The organism is Nocardia niwae NBRC 108934 = DSM 45340 (assembly GCF_001613465.1).
Lineage (GTDB): Bacteria > Actinomycetota > Actinomycetes > Mycobacteriales > Mycobacteriaceae > Nocardia > Nocardia niwae.
Genome location: NZ_BDCK01000017.1, coordinates 256,798 through 281,468 on the forward strand (window position 1 = coordinate 256,798; position 24,671 = coordinate 281,468).

The 24,671-nt window shown below is 69.4% G+C and carries 23 protein-coding genes and 1 riboswitch; of the genes, 15 read left to right on the forward strand and 8 right to left on the reverse strand.

The window, feature by feature from the left end; translation table 11 throughout:
- Window positions 1-11: 11 nt before the first annotated feature.
- Window positions 12-240: riboswitch (cobalamin riboswitch) on the reverse strand.
- Window positions 241-502: 262 nt separating this feature from the next.
- Genes NNI01S_RS10085 through coaD form a run of 3 tightly spaced genes read left to right on the forward strand, consistent with a single transcriptional unit; the run spans window position 503 to window position 5,006 of the window.
- The gene (locus tag NNI01S_RS10085) at window positions 503-3,907 is read left to right on the forward strand and encodes a pyruvate carboxylase (RefSeq protein WP_063019759.1); all 3,405 of its coding nucleotides are present in this window, start codon (window positions 503-505) and stop codon (window positions 3,905-3,907) included.
- Window positions 3,904-4,467 carry a 16S rRNA (guanine(966)-N(2))-methyltransferase RsmD gene (gene rsmD, locus NNI01S_RS10090; RefSeq protein WP_063019760.1) on the forward strand — a complete coding sequence of 188 codons (564 nt, stop codon included), beginning with the start codon at window positions 3,904-3,906 and terminating at the stop codon, window positions 4,465-4,467. Before NNI01S_RS10085 ends, rsmD begins: the two co-directional genes overlap by 4 nt.
- Before the next feature lie 53 nt (window positions 4,468-4,520).
- Window positions 4,521-5,006 (forward strand): pantetheine-phosphate adenylyltransferase, encoded by a 486-nt coding sequence (gene coaD, locus NNI01S_RS10095; RefSeq protein WP_063019761.1) that lies wholly within the window; start codon window positions 4,521-4,523, stop codon window positions 5,004-5,006.
- A gap of 225 nt (window positions 5,007-5,231) precedes the next feature.
- Here coaD and NNI01S_RS10100 read toward each other — a convergent pair whose 3' ends face one another.
- The gene (locus NNI01S_RS10100) at window positions 5,232-5,750 is read right to left on the reverse strand and encodes a GtrA family protein (protein WP_063019762.1); all 519 of its coding nucleotides are present in this window, start codon (window positions 5,748-5,750) and stop codon (window positions 5,232-5,234) included.
- Window positions 5,751-6,133: 383 nt separating this feature from the next.
- Between NNI01S_RS10100 and NNI01S_RS10105 the strand changes: the two genes are divergently transcribed.
- The 12 genes from NNI01S_RS10105 (at window position 6,134) to NNI01S_RS10160 (ending at window position 17,899) form a co-directional block, all read left to right on the forward strand.
- Window positions 6,134-6,880 carry a DivIVA domain-containing protein gene (locus tag NNI01S_RS10105; RefSeq protein ID WP_063019763.1) on the forward strand — a complete coding sequence of 249 codons (747 nt, stop codon included), beginning with the start codon at window positions 6,134-6,136 and terminating at the stop codon, window positions 6,878-6,880.
- Between the two features lie 97 nt (window positions 6,881-6,977).
- On the forward strand, window positions 6,978-7,607 hold the full coding sequence (locus NNI01S_RS10110) for a YceD family protein (RefSeq protein WP_063019883.1): 630 nt from the start codon (window positions 6,978-6,980) through the stop codon (window positions 7,605-7,607).
- Window positions 7,608-7,659: 52 nt separating this feature from the next.
- Window positions 7,660-7,842 (forward strand): 50S ribosomal protein L32, encoded by a 183-nt coding sequence (gene rpmF, locus NNI01S_RS10115; protein WP_014987105.1) that lies wholly within the window; start codon window positions 7,660-7,662, stop codon window positions 7,840-7,842.
- Between the two features lie 22 nt (window positions 7,843-7,864).
- Window positions 7,865-8,578 (forward strand): ribonuclease III, encoded by a 714-nt coding sequence (gene rnc / locus NNI01S_RS10120; RefSeq protein ID WP_063019764.1) that lies wholly within the window; start codon window positions 7,865-7,867, stop codon window positions 8,576-8,578.
- 1 nt (window position 8,579) lies between these two features.
- Entirely contained in the window at window positions 8,580-9,440 is an 861-nt protein-coding gene (gene mutM, locus NNI01S_RS10125; protein WP_063019765.1) for a bifunctional DNA-formamidopyrimidine glycosylase/DNA-(apurinic or apyrimidinic site) lyase, read from the forward strand.
- Window positions 9,441-9,504: 64 nt separating this feature from the next.
- On the forward strand, window positions 9,505-10,086 hold the full coding sequence (locus NNI01S_RS10130) for a dihydrofolate reductase family protein (RefSeq protein WP_063019766.1): 582 nt from the start codon (window positions 9,505-9,507) through the stop codon (window positions 10,084-10,086).
- Window positions 10,087-10,113: 27 nt separating this feature from the next.
- Entirely contained in the window at window positions 10,114-11,151 is a 1,038-nt protein-coding gene (locus NNI01S_RS10135) for a PHP domain-containing protein (RefSeq protein WP_063019884.1), read from the forward strand.
- Between the two features lie 102 nt (window positions 11,152-11,253).
- On the forward strand, window positions 11,254-12,780 hold the full coding sequence (locus NNI01S_RS10140) for a PstS family phosphate ABC transporter substrate-binding protein (protein ID WP_063019767.1): 1,527 nt from the start codon (window positions 11,254-11,256) through the stop codon (window positions 12,778-12,780).
- Between the two features lie 55 nt (window positions 12,781-12,835).
- Window positions 12,836-13,942, forward strand: coding sequence for a winged helix DNA-binding domain-containing protein (locus tag NNI01S_RS10145; RefSeq protein ID WP_063019768.1), 1,107 nt, complete (start codon window positions 12,836-12,838; stop codon window positions 13,940-13,942).
- 348 nt (window positions 13,943-14,290) lie between these two features.
- Window positions 14,291-15,487, forward strand: coding sequence for a glycosyltransferase family 4 protein (locus NNI01S_RS10150; RefSeq protein ID WP_084488695.1), 1,197 nt, complete (start codon window positions 14,291-14,293; stop codon window positions 15,485-15,487).
- Window positions 15,484-17,613 (forward strand): amylo-alpha-1,6-glucosidase, encoded by a 2,130-nt coding sequence (locus tag NNI01S_RS10155; RefSeq protein ID WP_435825024.1) that lies wholly within the window; start codon window positions 15,484-15,486, stop codon window positions 17,611-17,613. The genes NNI01S_RS10150 and NNI01S_RS10155 overlap by 4 nt, the downstream gene beginning before the upstream one ends.
- Before the next feature lie 97 nt (window positions 17,614-17,710).
- Window positions 17,711-17,899, forward strand: coding sequence for a hypothetical protein (locus tag NNI01S_RS10160; RefSeq protein WP_063019769.1), 189 nt, complete (start codon window positions 17,711-17,713; stop codon window positions 17,897-17,899).
- A gap of 68 nt (window positions 17,900-17,967) precedes the next feature.
- On the opposite strand, the gene NNI01S_RS10165 is transcribed toward NNI01S_RS10160, so the two are convergent.
- The 7 genes from NNI01S_RS10165 to NNI01S_RS10195 form a co-directional block, all read right to left on the reverse strand.
- The gene (locus NNI01S_RS10165) at window positions 17,968-18,423 is read right to left on the reverse strand and encodes a DUF350 domain-containing protein (RefSeq protein ID WP_063019770.1); all 456 of its coding nucleotides are present in this window, start codon (window positions 18,421-18,423) and stop codon (window positions 17,968-17,970) included.
- 64 nt (window positions 18,424-18,487) lie between these two features.
- The gene (locus NNI01S_RS10170; protein WP_063019771.1) at window positions 18,488-19,651 is read right to left on the reverse strand and encodes a glutathionylspermidine synthase family protein; all 1,164 of its coding nucleotides are present in this window, start codon (window positions 19,649-19,651) and stop codon (window positions 18,488-18,490) included.
- Window positions 19,652-20,461 carry a hypothetical protein gene (locus NNI01S_RS10175; RefSeq protein WP_245676057.1) on the reverse strand — a complete coding sequence of 270 codons (810 nt, stop codon included), beginning with the start codon at window positions 20,459-20,461 and terminating at the stop codon, window positions 19,652-19,654. It abuts the gene before it with no gap.
- 31 nt (window positions 20,462-20,492) lie between these two features.
- Window positions 20,493-20,771 carry an acylphosphatase gene (locus NNI01S_RS10180; protein ID WP_063019772.1) on the reverse strand — a complete coding sequence of 93 codons (279 nt, stop codon included), beginning with the start codon at window positions 20,769-20,771 and terminating at the stop codon, window positions 20,493-20,495.
- Complete coding sequence (locus NNI01S_RS10185) at window positions 20,771-21,238, reverse strand: OsmC family protein (protein WP_063019773.1); 468 nt, start codon at window positions 21,236-21,238, stop codon at window positions 20,771-20,773. The genes NNI01S_RS10180 and NNI01S_RS10185 overlap by 1 nt, the downstream gene beginning before the upstream one ends.
- Before the next feature lie 101 nt (window positions 21,239-21,339).
- Window positions 21,340-22,068 carry a response regulator gene (locus tag NNI01S_RS10190; protein WP_281180610.1) on the reverse strand — a complete coding sequence of 243 codons (729 nt, stop codon included), beginning with the start codon at window positions 22,066-22,068 and terminating at the stop codon, window positions 21,340-21,342.
- Between the two features lie 6 nt (window positions 22,069-22,074).
- Entirely contained in the window at window positions 22,075-24,615 is a 2,541-nt protein-coding gene (locus tag NNI01S_RS10195) for a sensor histidine kinase (RefSeq protein WP_084488697.1), read from the reverse strand.
- Window positions 24,616-24,671: the final 56 nt, after the last annotated feature.

Sequence of the window (24,671 nt, forward strand, 5' to 3'; positions counted from 1 at the left end):
CGCCGGGTACGGCGTACCCGGCACGGCTGGCAGGTCTTCGGACTCGCGGGCACCGGCCGTGCGGGCCGGCGTACGCCGGAATGCTCCCGATGGCCGACCTACTGGCCGTCGCTTCCCGAGTCGCGGACCTTCCGGCCCGGTGAACTCAGTGCCTGGTGACGGCGGTCGTTCCTGCATACCGCTGCGGGACAGTCCCGGATTCTCACCGGGTTCCCTCTCACCCGCCGTGCGTCGCCGCACAGGCGGGCTCGACTCCGTCGCGCGACGTCGGGGCTCCATCTCGTCGCGCTGCGGTGAACCAGCTGCGCTCTCAGCATAGGACGCGGTGGGACGAGCACACCGAACCGGACCCGGTTACCGAGCAGCGCACCGGTTGCCGGCGCGGCCATTTGTATCGGCACGGTGAACGCAACTTCGCAACGGTGCTAGTCGGCTTTGTGAAAAAGTTCGCGAAGGGGGATTCCGTGTCGGTGCGGTTCACGCAGCCGGGTACCTTAGGTCAATGTTCTCGAAAGTCTTGGTTGCCAACCGTGGCGAGATCGCCATCCGAGCCTTCCGCGCGGCTTACGAACTCGGCATCGGGACGGTCGCCGTGTTTCCCTACGAGGACCGCAATTCGGTCCATCGATTGAAGGCGGCGGAGTCGTACCAGATCGGCGAACCCGGCCATCCGGTGCGGGCCTACCTGTCGATCGAGGCGATCATCGAGGCGGCCAAGTCCGCGGGCGCCGACGCGATCTACCCGGGATACGGATTCCTGTCGGAGAACCCGGATCTGGCGGCGGCGTGTGCCCGCGAGGGCATCACCTTCATCGGACCGTCGGCCGAGGTCCTCGAACTGGCGGGTAACAAGGCGCGCGCCATCGCGGCGGCCAAGGCGGCCGGCCTGCCGGTGTTGCGTTCGAGCGCACCGTCCTCGGATGTGGAGGAACTGCTGGCCGCGTCGCGCGAGCTGGAGTACCCGATCTTCGTCAAGGCGGTCGCCGGCGGCGGCGGTCGCGGGATGCGCCGGGTCGCCGCGCCCGAGCAGTTGCGCGAGTCGATCGAGGCGGCTTCGCGGGAGGCGGAGTCGGCGTTCGGCGACCCGACGGTGTTCCTGGAGCAGGCGGTGGTGAATCCCCGCCATATCGAGGTGCAGATCCTGGCCGACCAGCACGGGAATGTGATGCACCTGTTCGAGCGGGACTGTTCGGTGCAGCGCAGGCATCAGAAGGTGATCGAGCTGGCGCCCGCGCCGAATCTGGACCCCGCGCTGCGGGAACGGATCTGCGCCGACGCGGTCGCCTTCGCCAGGCAGATCGGCTACTCGTGCGCGGGCACCGTGGAGTTCCTGCTGGACGAGCGCGGCAACCACGTCTTCATCGAGATGAACCCGCGCATCCAGGTGGAACACACGGTGACCGAGGAGATCACCGACGTCGACCTGGTGCAGTCGCAGCTGCGCATCGCGGGCGGCGAGTCGCTCGAGCAGTTGGGGCTGAGCCAGGACGCGGTGACCATCCGGGGCGCGGCGTTGCAGTGCCGGATCACCACCGAGGATCCGGCCAACGGGTTCCGCCCCGACACCGGCCGCATCACCGCCTACCGCACGCCCGGCGGCGCGGGCATCCGCCTGGACGGTGGCGCCAACTTGGGCGCCGAGATCGGCGCCTACTTCGACTCCATGCTGGTCAAGCTCACCTGCCGGGGCCGCGACTTCGGTGCGGCGGTGGCGCGGGCGAGCCGGGCGCTGGCGGAATTCCGGATCCGCGGCGTGGCCACCAACATTCCCTTCCTGCTGGCGGTGCTGGACGATCCCGACTTCAAGGCGGGCCTGGTCACCACCTCGTTCATCGAGGAGCGCCCGCAGCTGCTGACGTTGCGCCAATCCGCCGACCGCGGCACCAAGATCCTCGACTATCTGGCCGACGTCACCGTGAACAAGCCGCACGGCGAGCGGCCGACCACGGTGTACCCGCACGACAAACTCCCCGCCATCGATCTGAGCGTGCCGCCGCCGGACGGCTCCCGGCAGCGGCTGCTGCAGCTGGGACCGGAAGGGTTCGCGCGGGCGCTGCGCGAGCAGAAGGCGGTCGGCGTCACCGACACCACCTTCCGGGACGCGCACCAGTCGCTGCTGGCCACCCGCGTGCGCACCAACGGCCTGCTCGGGGTCGCGGGACATGTGGCGCGATTGACCCCGGAGTTGCTGTCGATCGAGGCATGGGGCGGAGCCACCTACGACGTGGGCTTGCGGTTCCTCTACGAGGATCCGTGGGAGCGGCTGGCGGCGTTGCGGGAAGCGATCCCGAACATCTGCCTGCAGATGCTGCTGCGTGGCCGCAACACCGTCGGCTACACCCCGTACCCGGAGGCGGTGACCCGCGCGTTCGTCTCCGAGGCGACCGCCACCGGCATCGATATCTTCCGGATCTTCGACGCGCTCAACAACGTCGACCAGATGCGTCCGGCCATCGACGCGGTGCGGGAGACCGGTACCGCGATCGCCGAAGTCGCCATCAGCTACACCGGCGACCTGTCGAATCCGGACGAGACGCTCTACACCCTGGACTACTACCTGAAGCTGGCCGAGCAGATCGTGGACGCGGGCGCCCACGTGCTCGCGATCAAGGACATGGCGGGTCTGCTGCGCGCTCCGGCCGCGACCACGCTGGTCACCGCGTTGCGCAGCAATTTCGATCTGCCGGTGCACGTGCACACCCACGACACGCCCGGCGGGCAGCTGGCCACCTACCTGGCCGCGTGGCAGGCAGGCGCCGACGCCGTCGACGGTGCGAGCGCCGCGATGGCGGGCACGACCAGCCAGCCCGCGCTCTCGGCGATCGTCGCCGCGGCCGCGCACAGCGAATACGACACCGGGTTGAACCTGCAGAACGTGTGCGACCTGGAGCCGTACTGGGAGGCGCTGCGGAAGGTGTACGCGCCCTTCGAATCCGGACTGCCCGCGCCCACCGGTCGCGTCTACACCCACGAGATTCCGGGCGGTCAGTTGTCGAACCTGCGTCAGCAGGCCATCGCGCTCGGACTGGGCGACCGGTTCGAGGAGGTCGAGGCGAAATACGCCGCCGCCGACCGGTTGCTGGGCCGCTTGGTGAAGGTCACCCCGTCCTCGAAGGTCGTCGGTGACCTGGCGCTGGCGCTGGTCGGCACCGGCGTCGACGTCGAGGACTTCGCCGCGGACCCCGGCCGCTACGACATCCCGGATTCGGTGATCGGGTTCCTGCGCGGCGAACTCGGCACCCCCGCCGGTGGCTGGCCCGAACCGTTCCGCAGCAAAGCGCTGGCCGGGCGCGGCGCGGCCAAGCCCGAGACACCGTTGACGCCCGCGGATGAGAAAGGCCTGGCCGGTACCTCCGAGGAGCGCCGGGCGACGTTGAACCGGCTGCTGTTCCCCGGGCCCACCGCCGAATTCCTCGCCCACCGCGAGAAGTACGGCGACACCTCGGGTCTGTCGGCCAACCAGTTCTTCTACGGCCTGCGCCGCGGCGAGGAACACCGGGTGCAGCTGGAGAAGGGCGTCACCCTGCTCATCGGCCTGGAAGCCATCTCCGAACCCGACGAGCGCGGCATGCGCACGGTGATGTGCATCCTCAACGGGCAGCTGCGGCCGATCTCGGTCCGCGACCGGTCGATCGCCAGCGAGATCCCCGCCGCGGAGAAAGCCGACAAAGCCAACCCCGGCCACGTCGCGGCGCCGTTCGCCGGTGTCGTCACACTCGCGGTGTCCGAAGGCGATTCGGTCGCGGCGGGCGACACCATCGGCACCATCGAAGCGATGAAGATGGAAGCCGCGATCACCGCGCCCCGGGCGGGCACCGTCGGCCGCGTCGCCATCGGCGCTGTGCAACAGGTCGAAGGCGGCGACCTGCTCATCGAGCTGGCGGTCCGGGAGTCGTCCGCCGGATGACGCGGATCGTCGCCGGAACGGCGGGCGGGCGGCGCCTCCGGGTGCCGCCCTCGGGCACCAGGCCGACCTCCGACCGGGTGCGGGAGGCGCTGTTCAGCGCGTTGGACGCCCGGCTGGACTTCGCGGGCACGCGCGTGCTGGACCTGTACGCGGGTTCCGGCGCGCTCGGGCTCGAGGCGCTGTCTCGGGGCGCGCAGCACGCGCTGCTGGTCGAGTCCGACCGCAAGGCAGCGGCGGTGGTTCGCGGCAATATCGCCGAGCTGGGGCTGCCCGGCGCCGAATTGCGCGTCGCGACGGTGGCCGGTGTGCTGCAACTGGGTGGGGCGGGCGTTTTCGACGTGGTGTTCTCCGACCCGCCCTACGCGGTGGACGACGCCGCGGTCCTCGCCGACCTGCGTGCGCTGACCGAGCACGGCTGGCTGCGTCCCGGAGCGTTCGTCGTCCTGGAGCGTTCGGCGCGATCGCCCGAAACGGCTTGGCCCGCAGACTTCGTCCCGGCCAAGTCGCGCCGATACGGCGAAACGCGCATCGATCTGGCGGAGTACGAGCCGGACGCGTAGGCGCGGAACCGGTCGCTCGGGCCCGGCCGCGTGCGTCCTGCTAGCGTCGCCTCATGGCAGGAGCACTGTGCCCCGGGTCGTTCGACCCCGTGACCCACGGACACCTCGACGTCTTCACCCGGGCCGCGGCCCAGTTCGACGAGGTCGTCATCACCGTCATGATCAATCCGAAGAAGCAGGGCATGTTCACCGTCGAGGAGCGCATCGAGATGCTGCGCGAGTCGACCGCGCACCTGGGCAACGTGCGGGTGGAGTCGTGGCAGGGCCTGCTGGTGGACTTCGCCCGCGAGCAGGGCATCACCGCGATCGTGAAGGGCCTGCGCGACGCGGGCGACTTCGGCTACGAACTGCAGATGGCGCAGATGAACAAGAAGCTTTCCGGGGTGGACACGTTCTTCATCGCCACCAACCCGTCCTTCAGCTTCCTGTCCAGCTCACTGGTCAAGGAGGTCGCCGCGTACGGCGGCGACGTCACCGACATGCTGCCTCCCTCGGTGCACAAGCGCCTCGTCGACCGTCTGGCCGAGCGCAAGAGCTGACGGAGAACCGCACGCCCGACCTGCACCGCGAATTCCGCGAACGCCGATGCGGCGATGGGGATAGCCCTGACCCCGCGCGGCGGCGGAAACCTGTTACGGGTTGCCCACTACTCGGTCGGCGTCGACGGACCGTCGACCGCGACTCCGGTCGGGCGCACGCAGCTACTGATCACTCGAGTGCACGCAATCACTGATCACTGGAGCGCACGCAACCACTGGTCCCGCCTAGAAGACCAGGCCGCGCAGGGCGAGGAAACGCATGCCGCCGACCGCGGCGGTGATCCCCAGGATGGCGGCGGCCTGAGCGGTGTCGCCGATTCCGGGAGCCCACAGGCCGAGCGCGGCCAGTCCCGCGGTAGTGACGCCGAGGCCGACCAGCGCGAGCCCGCCGCCCTCCCACTGGGCGGTGAACCAGCCCACCCGTTGCGCGGCGTGGAAGGTGAGCTGCCGGTGCAGCTCGTTGGCGATCATGGTGCTGACCACCGAGCCGACGACGTTGGCGACCAGCGGGCCGACGCTGTGCATGGCGAAGAACAGCAGGACGTAGGCGATATTGCTGGATCCGCCGACCAGTGCGAAACGGATCAGCTGCGCGAAGGCGCGATCGCCGCGCAGATAACGGGTGAGCTGTCCGAACCTGGTCGCGACCGAGGTCGCCGGCAACACGGGGTAGGGGCCCACCCACGGCACGAAGAAGCTGGTGGCGCTTCCTCCCGCCGGTCGCGGTAGTTCCAGAACAGTCATCGTCTTTCCGATCGAACACAGGCCATCGGCGAGGACAACGGCGATGGTGATCGCCCGCTTCCCCCGTCGACTCTTGGCAGGTTCCGTTCATCGCGCGTATTCAGCGATCGCTGGCGCGTCGGAGCTTGTCAACATTCGACGGCAGGTTGCCCGTACCTCCGGCTTCCTGGTCCGCGATCCGGGGACCGCGGTAGGGGGTGAAGATCTTGGTCGACCTTCCAGAAGAATTTAACACGAAGCGGAGAGGTAGTCTCCACTTGATTTCTGTGGCGTGCGAGACACTGGCCCGACACACCGGAAAGTGACTCGGCACGAGCGGTGACGACGGGCACACTGGGGCTCGGCGGAAAGTTTCGCCGTGAGTCCGCAGGAGGGTAGTGAGCATGTATCGCGTATTCGAAGCGCTCGACGAACTGGTCGCCATCGTCGAAGAGGCCCGCGGCATCCCGCCGACCCGCAGCTGCATCGTGCCGCGCGGCGATGTGCTCGAGCTACTCGACGACGTCCGCGACGCGCTGCCCGGCGAACTCGACGACGCCCAGGACGTGCTCGACCATCGCGACAAGATCGTCTCCGATGCCAGGACCGCCGCCGAGACCGCGGTGACCGGCGCGAACGAACAGGCCGAGCACACCATCGGCTCCGCGCGCGAGGAAGCCGATCGCATCCTGGCCGACGCCAAGGCCCACGCCGACCGCATGGTCGCCGAGGCGAGCGCGCACGCCGATCGTCTGGTCGCCTCCGCTCAGGAGGCAGCCGATCGCGTGGTGGCCGAGGGAAACGCCGAATACGAGGCGGTGACCGGCCGGGCGCGCGTCGAGTCCGAGCGAATGATCGAGGCGGGCAAGGCCGCCTACGACCGCTCCGTCGCCGAAGGGCTCGCCGAGCAGGAGCGGCTGGTCACGCAGACCGAAGTGGTCCGCGCCGCGCACGCCGAATCGGCGCGGGTGATCGACGCCGCGCACGCCGAAGCCGATCGCCTGCGCGAGGAATGCGACCACTACGTCGACTCCCGGCTGGCCGATTTCGAGGAGACGCTGACCAGCACGCTGCGCACGGTCGGGCGGGGACGGCATCAGCTCCGCAGCGGTGCGGGCGCACCCGACTACGCCAGCGAATTCCGCAGGTAGCGGCGTCGATCGCGGTGGGGTGAGTTTGGGTCACCCCCGCATGATCGCGTATTGTTGAGTGGTTGCCCGTATCCCCTCGATCGTGAGCGAGTTCGTGATGTCCGCCGGTTCCGGTTCCGCGTCGCGTCCCAAGTCGGCCAAGCGCCGCTCCCCGGACGCTGGTTTCGCGCTGGACACCCGCAGCCTCGGCCGCAGGCCGGGGACCATGCGCGAGCTGCACCGCACCGTCACCACCGAGGAGCGGATCGGCCTGGATCTGATCGCCGTTCCCGTAGGCGCGCAGGTGGAGCTCGATCTGCAGTTGCAGGCGGTGTCCGAGGGTGTGCTGGTCACCGGGACGGTGACCGCGCCGATCGAAGGGGAGTGCTCGCGCTGCCTCGAGTCGTTCGGCGACGCGGTCACCCTCCGGCTGACCGAACTGTTCGCCTATCCGGACAGCACCACCGAGCAGACCACCGAGGACGACGAGATCTACCGCATGGTCGACGACCTCATCGATCTGGAGCCCGTGGTGATCGACGCGGTCGGTCTCGAGCTGCCGCTGCAGCCGCTGTGCACGCCGGACTGCGCGGGATTGTGCCCGGAATGCGGCGTACGGATGGCGATTGCGGGATCCGACCACCGGCATGAGATACTTGACCCTCGCTGGGCCGGACTGGCTAAGTTCGCCTCCGGATCGCCCGGCACCGGCAGCCCCGACGAGGGTGCGGCCGACCCAGACCACTGAGCAAGACCGATCAGCCGAACCGGCAGAGCAATCAGACAGAGGAGAAGTAGTCGTGGCCGTTCCCAAGCGCCGGATGTCCCGTTCCAACACCAGGTCGCGGCGCAGCCAGTGGAAGGCCACCGCGCCGACCCTGATCACCTGCCCGAACCGCGCCTGCGGCGAGAAGACCCTGCCGCACATCGCCTGCCCGTCCTGCGGCACCTACAAGGGCCGCCAGGTCACCGCCGCGGTCTGATCGTTCGACCTGTCGTAGCGACGTGACCGACGAACCCGACTCGTCCGGTGAACACGCGAGCCTGCTCGCCGCGTTGGGCGTCGATGTGCAGCCGGATCTGCTGCGTCTCGCGCTGACCCATCGGTCGTACGCGTACGAGAACGGTGGTCTGCCGACGAACGAGCGTCTCGAGTTCCTCGGCGACTCCGTGCTCGGACTGAGCATCACCGAACGGCTGTATCACGAGCATCCCTCGAAGAGCGAGGGTGAGCTGGCCAAACTGCGCGCGAGCGTGGTGAACATGCGCGCCCTCGCGGAAGTGGCCCGTGGGCTCGGCGAAGGCGGCCTCGGTGCGCACCTGCTGCTCGGCAAAGGTGAGGAACTCACCGGTGGCCGGGACAAGGAGAGCATCCTCGCCGACGGTATGGAGTCGCTGCTCGGCGCCGTGCACCTGGAGCACGGCATCGAAGTGGCTCGCTCCGTGGTGTTGCGGCTGTTCGCCGAGCTGCTCGAGCGTGGACCGCGCATGGGCGCGGGCCTGGACTGGAAGACGAGCCTGCAGGAACTCACCGCCGAGCGTGGTCTCGGCGTGCCCAGTTACGAGATCACCTCGACCGGGCCGGACCACGACAAGGAATTCACCGCCACCACGGTGGTCGGCGGACGTGCCTACGGGCAGGGTGTCGGCCGGTCCAAGAAGGAAGCCGAGCAGAAGGCCGCGGGGGCCGCCTACGAGGCGCTGACCGCCGAAACCTGACGTGCCCGAACTACCCGAGGTCGAGGTCGTGCGACGCGGGCTCGCCGAGCACGTGGTCGGCCGGGTTGTCGAATCGGTGGCGATCACCCATCCCCGCTCGGTGCGCCGCCATCTCGAAGGCGCCGCCGATCTCGCCGCCCGGCTGACCGGCCTGAAGGTCGAGTCGGCCGAGCGGCGCGGCAAATTCCTCTGGCTCACCTTCGACGACCCCGAAGCCGCCCTGGTCGTGCATCTCGGCATGAGCGGTCAAATGCTGGTCCAGCCCGCCGACGCGCCGCTGGAGAAGCACGCGCACATCCGGGCCACCTTCGGTGACGGCACCCAGCTGCGCTTCGTCGACCAGCGCACTTTCGGCGGCTGGGCGCTAGCGCCGCTGGTCGAGGTGGACGGCACCCTGGTGCCGCAGCCGGTCGCGCACATCGCCCGCGACCCGCTGGACCCGCGTTTCGACGTCGAGTCCGTGGTCGCCGTCATCCGGCGCAAGCAGACCGAGATCAAGCGTGTCCTGCTCGATCAAGGCGTCGTCTCCGGAATCGGCAACATCTACGCCGACGAGGCGCTGTGGCGCGCGAAGATCCACGGTGGCCGGCTCGCCTCGGGGCTGTCGCGGCCCGCGGTGCGCGGATTGCTGGCCGAAGTCGGCATGGTGATGGGGGAAGCGCTCGCCGCGGGCGGTACGTCGTTCGACGCGCTGTATGTGAACGTCAACGGCCAGTCGGGCTACTTCGAACGCTCCCTCGCCGTATACGGTCGGGAGCACGAACCGTGTCGCCGGTGTGGTGCGCCGATCATCCGGGAGCGGTTCATGAACCGCTCGTCCTACTCTTGTCCGCGCTGCCAGCCGAAGCCCCGCCGTCGCTAGCGCGGGCGAGCTACCGTTTCCTCAGGGCGGTTCGGAATGTCAGCCGACCGTGAGGAAGGGAAGCATGCGCAAGCTCACCTATTACGTCGCCTCGACGATCGACGGATTCATCGCCACCGAGGACGGCTCGGTCGACTTCTTCCCCGTCGGCGGCGATCACGGTCCGTCGATCAACGCGCAGTACCCCGAGACGCTGCCGACCAAGGTGCGCGAAGCGATCGGGCTGGAGGAACGCAATCGCTACTTCGACACGGTGCTGATGGGACGCAAGACGCACGACTTCGGGGTCCGCACCGGCACGTCGACTCCGTACGCGCACCTGCGGCAATTCGTGGTCTCGACCACACTGCCCGAGAGCCCGGATCCAGCTGTCGAGCTGATCTCGGAGAACCCGGTCGAGAAGGTCCGTGCGCTCAAGCGGGAGAGCGGACTGGGCATCTGGCTGTGCGGCGGCGGCGAACTGGCGCAGGCGCTGCTGCCGGAGATCGACCAGATCTTCCTCAAGCTCTATCCGATCGTGCTCGGCCGCGGGCGCGCGCTGTTCGGCGCCGGGTCGCGGCTGCCGGAACCGGCCAAATTCCGGGTGATCACCAGCACGGTGTTCGAGGACGGGGTGGCGTTCGTCAAATACAGCCGGGTGCCGTAGCAGGTGCCGGACCAGCATCCGAGTGGCATGCCGGACCGGGCCGCGGCGCCCGGTCCGGAGGCGGCGCTGCGGGAGATCGGTTTCTGGCTGGAGCGCTCCCGAGCGGAAACCCATCGGGTGAAGGCATACCGCCGCGCCGCCGAGGTCGTCGCCGGACTGTCCGCCGACGAGCGCGCGGCGCGGCGGGCGGCAGGCAACTGGACCGAGCTCGCGGGCATCGGACCCAAGACCGCCGCCGTCATCGACCAGGCGTACGCGGGTGAGGTGCCACGCTACCTGGCCGAGCTGCGCGCGGCCGCGCAGCCGATCGGAGCTCCGGGCAAGCCGCTGCGGGAACTGCTGCGCGGTGATCTGCACACGCACTCGAATTGGTCCGACGGCGGCAGCCCGATCGAGGAGATGATGCGGGTGGCGGCCGCGCTCGGGCACGAATACTGTGCGTTGACCGACCATTCGCCGCGCCTGACGGTGGCCAACGGCTTGTCCGCCGACCGGCTGCGCAAGCAGTTGGATGTGGTCGCCGAGCTCAACGAGCGGATGGCGCCGTTCCGCATCCTCACCGGCATCGAAGTGGACATCCTCGACGACGGCACCCTCGACCAGCAGGCGGACCTGCTGGCCCGGCTGGACATCGTCGTGGCCAGCGTGCACTCGCGTCTTCGCGACGACAGCGCGACCATGACCAAACGGATGGCGTACGCGGTCGCCGACCCCAATGTCGACGTGCTCGGTCACTGCACCGGCCGCCTGGTCACTGGTGGACGTGGCACCAGGCCGGAGTCGACGTTCGACGCCGAGGTGGTGTTCGAGGCATGCCGCACCTACGGCACCGCCGTGGAGATCAACAGCAGGCCCGAACGACTCGATCCCCCTTCGCGGTTGCTGCGACTGGCCGCCGAGATGGGTTGTCACTTCTCGATCGACACCGACGCGCACGCACCCGGGCAGCTCGACTGGCAGGGCTATGGCTGCGAGCGCGCCGTCGCGAACGGTGTCGCGGCAGAACAGGTGATCAACACGTGGCCGCTGGCGGATCTCCTCACCTGGACTCTCGCGCACGGGTGACCGCCGGGTCGACTATTGTCGGATAGTTCGATTTCGGCTGTGTCGGAAGGCGATTGCCGCCGAGAACGAGGGCCACACGATTGCTGGGGGTGGGATCAACTGGTGGGCGACTTTCCGCTCGAAATCGTACTCGCGCTCATCGGTATCGCCGTGCCCATCGGCGCGTTCCTGTGGGAGTTCGTCTTCGCCGGTCGTAGACGGCTCGGTTACCGGGTGCAGATGGACACGCCCGTCACCGGCGAGATCGACTCGGTGTTCCCCGGCGTGCTGCCGCAGCTGCGCCCCTCATCCGACGGCGCGACCCCGGACCTGAAGGACATCTCGGTCGTCCTGGTGCGCATCGAGAACAGCGGCGTCACGACGATCGATTCCCACGACTACAAGGCGCCGGACGCCGCGCGGATCGGTCTGCACTTGCGCTTTCCGCAGCGCCGGGTGATCGGGATGGCGGTGAACGAGCTCAGCGATCCCGCGCTGGCCGACAATCTCGACGCCGACTCCGGCATCGCGGTGCGCGAGGACACCAGTGGGCACATCGGCGTGATCGATCTGCCGAAGGTGCCGCTCGGTCCCGGCGATCACTACAAGATCCTGGCGATTCTGCAGCGTTCCGAAGGCGTCGGCGAATACCCGCAACCCGTATTGCGTGGCGGCATCAAAGGCGGCCGGCTCACCGAAACCCGCAGCCGCACCGGCATTCCTCTGATGATGATCGCGCTCACGGTGTTCCTGGTGCTGGTGATCGTCGTCCAGCTGGTGGTGGCCGCGGTGGACCCGTCGCCGACGCCGCTCGAGTGCGCCTCGGGCAAACTGACCGTGGTCGGGTCCTCGGCGTTCGGACCGGTGCTCGAGGAAGCCGCCGCGCAGTACCGCAAGCGGTGCATCGAGGCGGATTTCGCGTTCGGCTTCGAAGGCACCGAGCGCGGGCTCGACCGGCTCGCCGAGGAGGGCGCGGGCAACGCCGGGTTGCTCGCCATCACCGACGGCGCGAAGGGCAGCGGTTATCCGGCATTGGTACACCGCCCGCTCGCGTTGTCGCTGTTCGCCCTGATCGTGCATTCCGGCGTGGGGATCCGCGGTCTCACCGTCGCCCAGATCCAGGATCTGTACCGGGGCAAGATCGGCAACTGGCGTGCGGTTGGCGGTCCGGACCTGCCCGTGGTGCTGGTCAACCGCACTCCGGGTTCGGGTTCGCGAAACACCCTCGAGCGCAGGCTGCTCGACGGCTCCCAACCGGATCGCCCGCACATGAGCTGCACGGCGCTGAAGGGCACGGTCGTCACCGAGCCCGCGCACTGCGAGGTGCAGTTGACCGCCGATATGCGCAAGGCGGTGGCCGAGATCCCCGGCGCCATCGGCTATGCCGAGTTCTCGGAGGCCGTCGACGCTGGTCTGCCGACTGTCGTGATCGACGGTGTCGGCCCGGGCCGCGACGCCGCCGTGCGGCGCACCTATCCCTTCTGGGGAGTGGAATACGCCTACAGCAACGGCGAACTGCCCGGGGACTCGCTCGCCGCGAGTTTCCTGCACTTCCTGACCGATCAGACCGGCAAAGAGGTGCTGCGTGCGCACGGCAACGCGCCGTGCGCCGACCTGCCCGACCCGGGGCGCTGCCTACCGGATCAGTGAGTCCCGCTGGCGCGGCAGGCGCCGAGGTGTCGGTGGGCTGGGCGACGATGGTCGCATGACGAAACTCTCACTGCGCGAGCTGAATCGGGCGCTGCTGGTCCGCCAGAAGCTGGTGGAGCGGGTGCGCATGCCCCCGCTGGAACTCGTCCGGCAGCTGGTCGCGGTGCAGGGCCAGGAACCGAACTGGCCCTATGTGGGGCTGTGGTCGCGTCTGGCGGACTTCCGGCACGACGACCTGGCCGCGCTGCTGCGCGATCGCTCGCTGGTGCGTTCCACCATGATTCGCCGGACCGTGCACCTGGCCGACGCCGAGGACTATCGGTGGCTGCGGCCGACGGTGCAGTCCGTGGTCGTCGCGGCGCTGAAAACGCCGTACTTCCGGGACGAGATCGACGGCGTCGACTTGGCCGCGCTCGCCGCGGCCGGACGCGAACTGCTGGCCGGGCAGCACCTGCGCCGCCGCGAACTGGGCGACCTGCTCGCCCGGCGCTTCCCGGGCAGGCACCCGCGCAGACTCGCCGAAACCGTCGAGCTACTGGTGCCGTTGACGCACGGCCCCGAGACCGGCGCGTGGGGGCGATGGCGCAATCGGTTCGTCACGGTCGGGTCGGCCGAGGAATGGACGGGCACGCCGATGGCGGCGCCGCAGCCCGCGACGCTGGTGCTGCGTTACCTGGCCGCTTTCGGACCGGCCACGGTGACCGACATGCAGGCGTGGGCCGGCATCACCCGGCTGGCCGAGGTCGTCGACGATCTGCGCCCCCGGCTGCGCGTGTTCACCGACGACGAGCATCGCGTGCTGTTCGATCTGCCGGACGCGCCCTTGGCCGACCCGGAACTGCCTGTGCCCGTGCGTTTTCTGCCCGCCTTCGACAACGCGCTGCTCGGCCACAAGGACCGCCGCAGGATCGTCGGCGAAGAGGACCGCAAGCGCACCGCCAAGGAGGCCTCCGCGGGCGTTGCGGTGTACCTGGTCGACGGATTCGTGCACGGCCGCTGGTCGCTGGACGGCGCCACGCTGCGCATCGTTCCCTGGCACCCGCTGTCCGCCTCCGACGAGGCAGCGGTGCGAGCCGAAGCGGAAGATCTGCTGTCATTCGTCGTGGCGGGCGGCGACGCCACCCCGACCGACCACGATCCGCGGGTCGTCCTCGACGGGTGAGGCGCGCCTCGGCCGACAAGGCGGGGCCACCGGCTTACCCATCGGTTGCCGAACGAACGCTGGGCGGTGCGATTTTTCCCGAACTGTTTGGTTTGAACGACCCCGTCTGAGGTACCTCCCACTCGGCCCCCCTGCTCATGCCGACGGCGTGACCAGGCCAACCAAGCCCCATGGACGGCGGTGCAGCTAGGTCTTCACCCCCGCCGCGGCGGCCACTTAGTTCAGTTCGGCGCCCGGTACTCCGAGTGCTGGGTGAATGCGAGTGAGTGCTACTTGGTTGTCCCTGGAAGGAGGGTCATGAGCGCGCTTTCCGTGCCGATTTCCGCGCAGGCGTCGTCCGATCTGGAGATGCCGGCGTGCGACTACTTGTCGACAGATCGTTCGAGCGGCCCGTTTCGCATCGCGATGGTCGTGCCGCCGTACTTCGACGTGCCGCCCAAGGCATACGGCGGTGTCGAGGCCGTGGTGGCCGATCTTGTCGACGCATTGGTGGCCCGTGGCCATGACGTCACGCTGTTGGGCGCCGGGGAGCCAGGGACGAAGGCCAAGTTCGTGCCGGTGTGGGAGCGAGCGCTGCCCGAGCGCCTCGGTGAGCCGTTCCCCGAGGTCGTGCACGCGCTGCGGGTGCGCCGCGCGATCGAGAAGCTCGTGGCCACATCGGGTATCGACCTGGTGCACGACCACACCTTCGCGGGCCCGCTCAACGCGTCCGTCTTCCACAACATGGGCCTGCCTACGGTGCTCACCGTGCACGGGCCGGTGGAGGACGACATCTACCGCTATTACCAGGATCTCGGCGACGAGGTGGCGCTGGTGGCGATCAGCGACCGCCAGCGCGAGCTGGCGCCGGGTCTGAACTGGGCCGGGCGCGTGCACAACGCGCTGCACGTCGACGACTGGCCGTTCCGCGTGGAAAAGGACGACTACGCGCTGTTCCTCGGCCGGTTCAACGAGTGCAAGGCGCCGCACCTGGCGCTGGAAGCCGCGCACGCCGCGGGGATCCCGCTCGTGCTGGCGGGCAAGTGCAGCGAGCGTCCCGAGCAGGCCTACTTCGAGGAGAAGGTGCGGCCGCTGTTGACGGAAAACGATCACGTGTTCGGTCTCGCCGACGCGGCGGCCAAGCGTAAGCTGCTTGCGAATGCGCGTTGCCTGTTGTTCCCAATCCGCTGGGAGGAACCGTTCGGCATGGTGATGATCGAATCCATGGTCTGTGGCACGCCGGTGGTCGCGCTGCGCGGCGGGGCGGTGTCCGAGGTGATCGTCGACGGCGTGACCGGCCGTATCTGCACGGATCCCGCCGAATTGCCCATGGCCATCGATGAGGTCAGGGGCATCGACCCGTACGCGTGCCGAGCCCACGTGCAGGCCAATTTCGGCTCCGACACGCTCGGCTTCGGTTACGAACAGGTGTATCGCCGGTTGCTGCGCTCCAAGAAGCGGTTCGGCGCCGCGCCGGTGGACATCGCTGCGCCTGCTGCCGCTCCGCTCGACGCCACGGCCGGCGGCGTCGCGCCGATCCGGATCGCGGCGAGCGGATTGGCGTGACCGATTCCGCACCGTTGAGCCCCGCCCCCCTGAACTCCGGTGAGCCGACCGGGTTCGGGGGGTGCGGCTCGGTGACCCTGGTCGAAGGCGGCACGTTCTGCCTGTCCAATCGGCTCGGTGACGTCGAACCGGGGAAACCGCACGGATTGTTCTTCCGGGACGCGCGCGTGCTGTCCCGCTGGGAGTTGCTGGTGAACGGCAAACCCGCCGAGTCGCTTTCGGTGCTGAGTCCGGAGGCGTTCGCCGCCAGGTTCGTGTTGCGCAGGCCCCCGCAGGCGGGCTTGGCCGACAGCACGCTGCTGGTGGTGCGCGAACGGATCGTGGCCGACGGCATGCACGAGCTGATCACGCTGGAGAACATGGGCCGTGAACCGACGGCGGTGCTGCTCGAACTGCACGTGGACGCCGATTTCGTCGATCTCTTCGCGGTGAAGGAGGGCCGCGCGGGGCACGCGCGGGCCGACGTGACCGTCGCCGACGGCGAACTCGTGCTGCACGATCACGCCGACCGCAGCCGGGGGATCTCGATCTCGGCGACCGTGGAACCGGAGGTTCTCCCCGGTTCGCTGCTGTGGCGGGTGATCGTGCCGGTCGGCGAATGCTGGCAGACCGAGATCATCGCGCAACCGACAGTGGGCAATCAGCGCTTCCAGGCCATCTCGCCGGGCGAGCACTACGGGATCAGCGCGCCGGGCCGCAAGATCGAGGCGTGGCGCGACACCGCCACCGACATCGCCGCATCCGACCCGGCGCTCACCCGGGTGCTGCGCCGCACCGAAAGCGACCTGGGCGCGCTGCAGATGCACGACGAATCCGGCGACGCCCGGCCGTTCGTCGCCGCGGGCGCGCCGTGGTTCATGACCCTGTTCGGGCGCGACAGCCTGCTCACCGCGTGGATGGCGCTGCCGCTGGAGGTCGATCTGGCGCTGGGCACACTGCAGCAGCTGGCGGAACTGCAAGGACAGGACGTCAACCCGCTCACCGAGGAGGAACCCGGACGCATCATGCACGAGATGCGCCGCGGCCCGGCGGGCGGACAAGTCTTCGGCGGCAACATCTACTACGGGACCGCCGACGCCACACCGCTGTTCGTGATGCTGCTGGCCGAATGCCATCGCTGGGGCGCCGACCAGGAGGCGATCCGGCAGATGCTGCCCGCGGCCGACGCCGCGTTGCGCTGGATCACCGACTACGGCGACCGGGACGGCGACGGCTTCGTCGAGTACCGCCGCGCCACCGACCGCGGCCTGATCAACCAGGGCTGGAAGGACAGCTTCGACGGAATCAACGACGCCACCGGCCATATCGCCGAGGCGCCCATCGCGCTGTGCGAGGTCCAGGGGTACGTGCACGCCGCGATGCTGGCCAGAGCCGAGCTGGCCGAAGCGTTCGACGACCCGCGGCTGGCCGGTCAGCTGCGCGAACGCGCCGCGGAGTTGCGCGTCAAATTCGCCGAGCAGTTCTGGCTGCCCGACCGCGGCTGGTACGCCGTGGCGCTGGACGGCGGCAAGCGTCAGGTCGACGCGCTGACCAGCAATGTGGCGCACTGCCTCTGGTCGGGCATCGCCACCGACGAGCACGCGGCGGAAGTGGTGGCGCGGCTGGCGGGTTCGGAGATGGACTCCGGCTTCGGACTGCGCACCCTGGCGTCGAACATGGGCGCCTACAACCCGATGAGCTATCACTGCGGCTCGGTCTGGCCGCACGACACGGCGATCGCGGTGGCAGGCCTGCTGCGTTATCGGCACGTGCCCGGGGCGGTCGAGCTGGCGACCCGGCTGGCCACCGGCCTGCTGGACGCGGCGGCGGTGTTCGACGGACGCCTGCCGGAGTTGTTCTGCGGCTTTCCCCGCTCGCGATTCGCCACGCCCGTGCCGTACCCGACCTCCTGTTCTCCGCAGGCGTGGGCGAGCGCGGCGCCGTTGCTGCTGGTGCGCGCGTTCCTCGGACTCGACCCCGATGCGCCGGCCAGGACGCTCACCGTGCGGCCGCAGCTTCCGGCGCGGTGGGGGAAGGTCTCGCTGCGCGCGTTGCGGCTCGGCACGACCACCGTCGATCTGGAGGCCGAGGGCGCACAGATCACCGCGGCCCGCTTGCCCGACGACTGGCGGCTGGTGACCAGATGAGGCACACCGGTTGTCGCGAGGCAGGATCGGGTATGCCTCCGGCGTAAGGATATTGGCAAGCCCTTCTCGCACTGCTCCACAGCACGGGAGGTGCACGATGCAGACATCGCTGGATACGCAGGACCTGTGGCGCGCCCGGTACCGGGACTGTTCCGCGGAGCCGTCGACAGATCTCGATATGGATCGCGCACTGTTCATCCGCAGCGTGCACGCCGGTCACGGACCCGAGTGCCGCCAGTACCTCGCGGCGGCCGCGTACTGTCTCGACCACGCCGACCAGCACTGACCCAGCGGAACCACGGCGACCGACAGCGCACATCCGGGCCGTCGAGGTGCCGGGACGCGCGGCGCCGCCTACAGAATCGCGAAGGCGACGACCAGACCCAGCGCGAAATGCGCGGCCGCCACCACGAGCACCTCGGTGGTGTAGGTGTCGGCGTGCAGCGCGGCGCCGATGTCGATGCCGAGCGCCCGCTCGATGACGCGCACCGAGACGACTTGGGCGACAATGCCGACCAGGCCGAACACCAGCGCGGCGATCAGGCCCTCGGACAGTTTGCCGCCGCCGCCCACGGCGAAGATGGCGAGCACGACGATGAACGCCATGCTGATCATCCCCGCCGCGGTGACGATGATGGCGTTCGGCTTGCCCGTCACCACCAGCTTGCGCAGCTTGCCCGGCGTGGTCAGGTCGATGGCGTAGAAGCCGACGAGCATGAGCACCAAACCGACCAGGGCGTAGAGAACGATCGCTCCCACCCCCTCACCCAGCGAGCTCCAGTACCCCGATTCCAGGGCGACTGCGGTCATCTTGATCCTTCCGAGACGGGCCGGCCTACGGCCGAGGCGGATTCGTGTTCGACGGTGACGATGCTCAATCGGTGATGCGATGCGGGACGAAGGCGGAGCCGTCGTCGGTGATCAGTCCCGCGGTCTCGCGGATGCCGAGGCCCGCCGCGGCGTCGCCGACGATCCACGCGCCGAGCACCGGGCGCATGCCGTCGAATTCCGGTAGCGGGTCGAGCAGCTGGTAGACGTAGCCTTCCTCGCCGTAGACACCGCCGGTCGCGGTTTCCAGGCCGGCGCCGACGATCGTCATGTTGGCGCCTTCGCGTCCCAGCTTCGGTTTACGGATGTACTCGGTGAGTTCGTTGGGCTGGTCGAGGTAGGCGGGCAGCAGATTCGGGTGGCCCGGGTACATCTCCCACAGCACCGCCAGGATCGCCTTGTTGCTCAACAGCGTCTTCCACAGCGGTTCGATCCACATGGTCTGCGGCAGGCTGTCCACGACGCGCTTGCCGAAATCGTCGTCGAGCACCCACTCCCACGGGTAGAGCTTGAAGATCCCCTCGATCGGGGCCTCCGCCAGATCGACGAAACGTTCCAGCTCGGAATCGAATCCGATCTCCTCGATCGGCAGCGCGACCGTGTCGAACCCGGCCTCGGCCGCGGTCTCCTGCATGTAGGCGGTGGTGACGTTGTCCTCACCGGTGGCGTCCGCGCCGGACCAGGTGAAGTGCAGTTGCGGCGTGGGCAGCACATCGCGCAGCTCGCCCCACCGCTCGACCAGCTTCTCGTGCAACGAGTTCCACTGGTCGCCGCCGGGGTAGCGGTCGGTCAGCCAGTGCCACTGCACGATCGCCGCCTCCAGCAGCGAGGTCGGCGTGTCCGCGTTGTACTCCAGCAGTTTCGCCGGACGCCGCGCGTCGTAGCGCAGGTCGAAGCGCCCGTACACGTGCGGGTCGGAGCGCCGCCAGGATTCCGCGATCGGGCCCCAGCTCCATTCGGGCAGGCCGAAATCGGCGTACCGCTCGGTGAGCACGATGTGCTCGACCGCGTTCAGGCACATCGAGTGCAGGAGTTCGACGTCGGCCTCCAACGCGAGGATCTCCGGCATCTCGAACTCGTAGTGCACCGATTCGTCCCAGTACGGGCGCGGCTGACCACTCGCATCCCGGCCCGGGGAACCGTAGACCAGGCCCTGGCTTTCGACGGTCTGCTGCCAGCCCGCCCGGGGCGTATCCCGCACGCGTCGCATCTACGACCCTCCGCCGGTGCTCTTGCTGCCCAGACCGCCGCGCTGGATGGTGGTGCCGCTCTTGGTCTTGATCTCGGCGCCTTTCGGTTTGATCGTGGTGCCGCCGGTCGGCGGTTTGCCGATGGCGCCCGTGCCGCCGTAGTAGTAGCGGTACTGCGGCCCGCCGCCGAGGATGATCAAACCCGGATTGACGCCGGTGTCGCTGATGAAGCCGGGACGGCCGTCGCCGCAGTAGGAGTCGTCGACGACAATCTCCTGGCCGTTCTCGGTCTTCACGCACTGCGCCGTCACCCGGTCCGGCGCGGCCAGGGCGCGATAGGCCAGATAGCCGCCACCGACCAGGGCGGCGACGCCGACGATGGCGACACCGCCGATCATGACCCGCTTGCGGGTGCGCTTCTTGGCCGCCTCGGCCCAGGCGGCGGCGCGCTGTTCCTCCTCGGCGCGTCTGCGGGCCTTCTCCCTTGCCCGCGCCTCGGCCACGGTCGGTGGGCGGGGCTGAGTCACGCCGGCTTCCTGGCGCTGGATACTGCCGGGCCGCGGGGAGGCTGCCGGGTGTTCGCCGCCTGGGCCGCTCGTCTCGCCGGGCGGCGCCGATACCGGCGTGGACCAGTCGACGCCGGACTGTTCGGCGTCCCCAGGGGCCGGCTGGTCGGTGCCACGGGAGACGGGCGTCGACCAGTCCTGGTCGTCGCCGGGGGCGGGCGTGGCCGGAGTGGCGGGCTGCTGGTCCGCGCCCGGGCGCTGCGGCTCGGACGGCCGTTCGGGCTCGTCCCGGCGCTCGTCTTCACCCGGATTTCGCGTGCTCACCGCTGCGCCCCCCTCGTCGCCCGAACCACCACTACCGCTCCTCGAAACCGGTCAAATCACCCCGCGCGGGCTCCCAGCTTTCCACAACCAACCTCACCTGACCAGGTGTATCGCCGGAACGCAAGTGGGCGAGCAACCGCTCGCAGGCCGGTCGTGGCCCCTCGGCGACCACGTGCACCCGGCCGTCCCTGGCATTGGTCGCGCGCCCGACCAGGCCGAGCTCCAGCGCCCGCGACCGAGTCCACCAGCGGAAACCCACGCCCTGGACCATTCCGTGCACCCAGGCGCTCAACCGAACGGTCTCGCCCATCAGGCCTCGATGTCGAACGACAGCGTCACCTTCGATCCCGCCTTCAGTGTCCGTCCCACCGTGCAGACCTTGTCGATCGCACGTTGCACGGTGACCAGCAACCGTTCGCGGGATGCGTCGTCGAGTTCGCTGAGGTCGAGCTCGAACACTTCCTCCAGGTGCGGGTACACCTCGTTCTCCCGGTCGGCGTCGCCCGAGACGCGGATGGTCGCGTCGAAGTTGTCGCCGAGTTTGCGCGAGAGCGGGAAGTCCGCGCTCAGCCCGGAGCAGGCGGCCAGCGCGATCTTCAGCAACTCGCCGGGGGTGAACACACCGGGAACGCCCTGCGAACCGATCAGGACTTCGGCGCCGCGGGAGCTGCGGCCGGTGTAAGCCCTGGTTCCGGTGCGCTCGACCCACAACGTGGTCGGTTCCGGCGCGCTCGGCGCCGCGGTGGCGGTGACGGGTGTAGCGGTCTGTTCAGCCATGGGTTCGATCCTGCCATTGTCGTCGCAATCAACTCGCGCGCCTGGCAACGCCGCGCCAGGTCGAGCCATTCCGCGCGGTCGGCGGCCCGTGGCCGGGATTACTACTCCTGGAACCGGTAACCCATGCCAGCCTCGGTCAGCAGGTGCTTGGGATGCGACGGATCGTCCTCCAGCTTGCGGCGCAATTGCGCCAGATAGACCCGCAGGTAGTGGGTCTCGGTGGCGTAGGAGGGACCCCATACCTCGCGCAGCAGCTCACGCCGTCCGACCAGCTTGCCGCGGTTGCGCACCAGCATCTCGAGCATGCCCCACTCGGTGGGGGTCAGGTGGACGGTCTCGCCGCGTTTGGTGACCTTCTTGGCGGCCAGGTCGACGGTGAACGAGTCGGTGGTCACGACGGGCGCCGAGGCGTCGGGATCGGTGGCGCCGCGCCGGACCGCGGCGCGCAGCCGGGCCAGCAGCTCGTCCATGCCGAACGGCTTGGTGACGTAGTCGTCGGCGCCCGCGTCCAGCGCTTCGACCTTGTCGGCGGAATCCGTCCGCGCCGACAGCACGATCACCGGCGCGGCGGTCCAGCCGCGCAATCCGGCGAGCACCTCGATGCCGTCCATGTCGGGCAGGCCGAGGTCGAGAATCACGACGTCCGGATGCCGGTCGGCCGCCGCGCGCAAGGCCGCCCCGCCGGTCGCGGCGGTGATCACCTCGTAGCCGCGCACCGACAGATTGATCCGCAACGCGCGCACGATCTGTGGTTCGTCGTCGACCACGAGCACCTTCGTCGCCACCGCCTCGGACGTCTTCGCCGCCACCGCCGCCTCCTGTGTCGTCACGGACACTCACTCACCCGCGTTCGTCGTCTCGTGCGCCACGGCCGTGCCGCCGGCATCCGGCGGCTCGCCGCCGGGCAAGTCGACCAGCATGGTCAATCCTCCCCCCGGGGTGGGCTCGGCATGCACTGTGCCGCCCATCGCTTCGACGAACCCGCGCACCACCGACAGACCCAGGCCGACGCCGGTGGTGTTGTCGCGGTCGCCGAGGCGCTGGAAGGGTTCGAACAGCTGCTCCTCGGTGCCGTGCGGCACACCGGGGCCGGTGTCGACGACCGCGATCGCGACCCGGTCACCCGCGCGTTCCGCAGTGATCCGGACCGTGTCCGCGCGGGGCGCGTGCCGCAACGCGTTGTCGATCAGGTTCGCCAGTACCCGTTCCAGCAGGCCGCTGTCGGCGCGCACCGAGACGTCGCCGACCTCCACCCGGACCCGGTCCACTGCCGCGCGGCGCAGTCCCCGCGCGCCCATCCCGACGCTCACCAGCGCGCGGTGCACCGCCTCGTCCAGGTAGACCCGCCGCACCTGCGGCGTGACCACGCCGACCGCGAGCCGGGAGGAGTCGAGCAGATTGCCGACCAGTGCGGTGAGCTGATCGACCGATTCCTCGATCGTCTCCAGCAATTCGGCGGTGTCCTCGGGGGAGAACTCGATGTCGTCGCTGCGCAGGCTGGACACCGCCGCTTTGGCGCCTGCCAGCGGGGTGCGCAGGTCGTGGCTGACCGCCGAGAGCAGAGCACGCCGCAGGCGATCGGCCTCCAGCAGCGCCGCGGCGGCGCTGGCCTCCTCGGCGAGGCGCGCCTGCCGCACCAGCGCGACGGCCTGGTTGGTCACCGCGTTGAGCACCGGTCGGTCGGCGGCCGCCAGCGGGCGGCCGGACAGCAGTAGCCAGTGGCGGGCATCGCCGGCTTCCACCACGGTGTCCGCATCCGACGGCTGCCGTGGCGGGTCGACGCCCACCTCGGCGAGTACCCGGTCGCCCGCCACCAGGCCGACCGCGCGCTGCGCGAAGACCTCCCTGATCTGTTCGAGCAGCCGGGGCAGATCCGCGCCGTGCAGGATCGCGCCGGAGAACATGGTCAGCAGCTCGGCCTGCCGGGACGCCTTGCGCGCCTGAACGGTTCGCTTCGCGGCCAGGTCGACCAGCGCCGCCACCGCGACGGCGACGATGAGCAGCACCACCACGGTGATGAAGCTGTTCGGCTCGGCGATGGTAAGGCTGTAGCGCGGCGGGGCGAAGAACCAGTTCAGCAACAGGCCCGACAGCAGCGCCGAGAACGACGCGGGCACGACGCCGCCGAGCAGCGCCACCGCGACCACGCCGACCACGAACACGGCGCTGATCCCGCCCAGATCCAGCAGCTCGTCGAGGTAGGCGGCACTGACCGCGCAGACCAGGGCAGGCACGAGAACGGCGGCGAGCCAGGCCGCCAGGGGGCGGCGTGGGTGCAGGGCCGCGTACCGGAATCCGCGGTGAGCCTGCTCGTGCGTCACCATGTGCACGTCGATCTTGCCGGAGCGCTGGACCACCGTGGAGCCGATGCCCTCGTCGAAGATCCGCGCCCAGCGCGAACGGCGGGAGGTGCCGAGCACGAGCTGGGTGGCGTTCGCCTCGCGGGCGAACTCGAGCAGCGCGGTGGGCACGTCGTCGCCGGTGACGGTGTGCAGGGAGGCGTCCAGGCCGGCCGCCAGCTCACGCAGCCGGGCCAGCCGCTCGGTGGAGACCCCGGCCAGGCCGTCGCCGCGCACCACGTGCACGACCACCAGATCGGCGCTGGATTTCGTGGCGATCCGGCCTGCGCGCCGCACGATCGTCTCCGATTCCGGGCCGCCGGTCACCGCCACCACGACGCGTTCGCGCGCCTCCCACAATTCGGTGATCTTGTGATCGGCCCGGTATTTCGCCAGTGCGGCGTCGACCTGGTCGGCCAGCCACAGCAGCGCCAGCTCGCGCAGGGCGGTGAGATTTCCCGCGCGGAAGTAGTTGCGCAGCGCGGCGTCGATCCGCTCGGCGGCGTATACGTTGCCGTGGGAAAGCCTGCGCCGCAGCGCTTCCGGCGTGATGTCGACCAGCTCGACCTGGTCGGCTTCGCGCACCACCGCGTCGGGTACCGTCTCGCGCTGCTGAATGCCGGTGATCTGCTCCACGACGTCGTTGAGGCTCTCCAGATGCTGCACGTTGACCGTCGAGATCACGTCGATGCCCGCGTCGAGCAACTCCGCCACGTCCTGCCAGCGCTTCTCGTGCTCACTGCCGGGCGCGTTGGTGTGCGCCAGCTCGTCGACCAGCACCACCGCGGGCGCGCGCCGCAGCACCGCCTCGACGTCGAGTTCGGCGAACGTGCTGCCGCGATAGTCGATCAGCTTCGGCGGTACGCGCTCGATGCCCTCGAGCAGTTTCGCGGTCTTCTCCCTGCCGTGCGTTTCGACCACCGCGGCCACCACGTCGCGACCGCGCTCCAGCCGCCGGTGGGCCTCGCCGAGCATGGCGTAGGTCTTGCCGACTCCCGGCGCGGCGCCGAGGTAGATACGCAGCTGCCCGCGTTTCACGCCTTCATCATCGCGCGTCGCGCTGCCCGGGCCGAGCACCCCTCGATCGTCGCGGC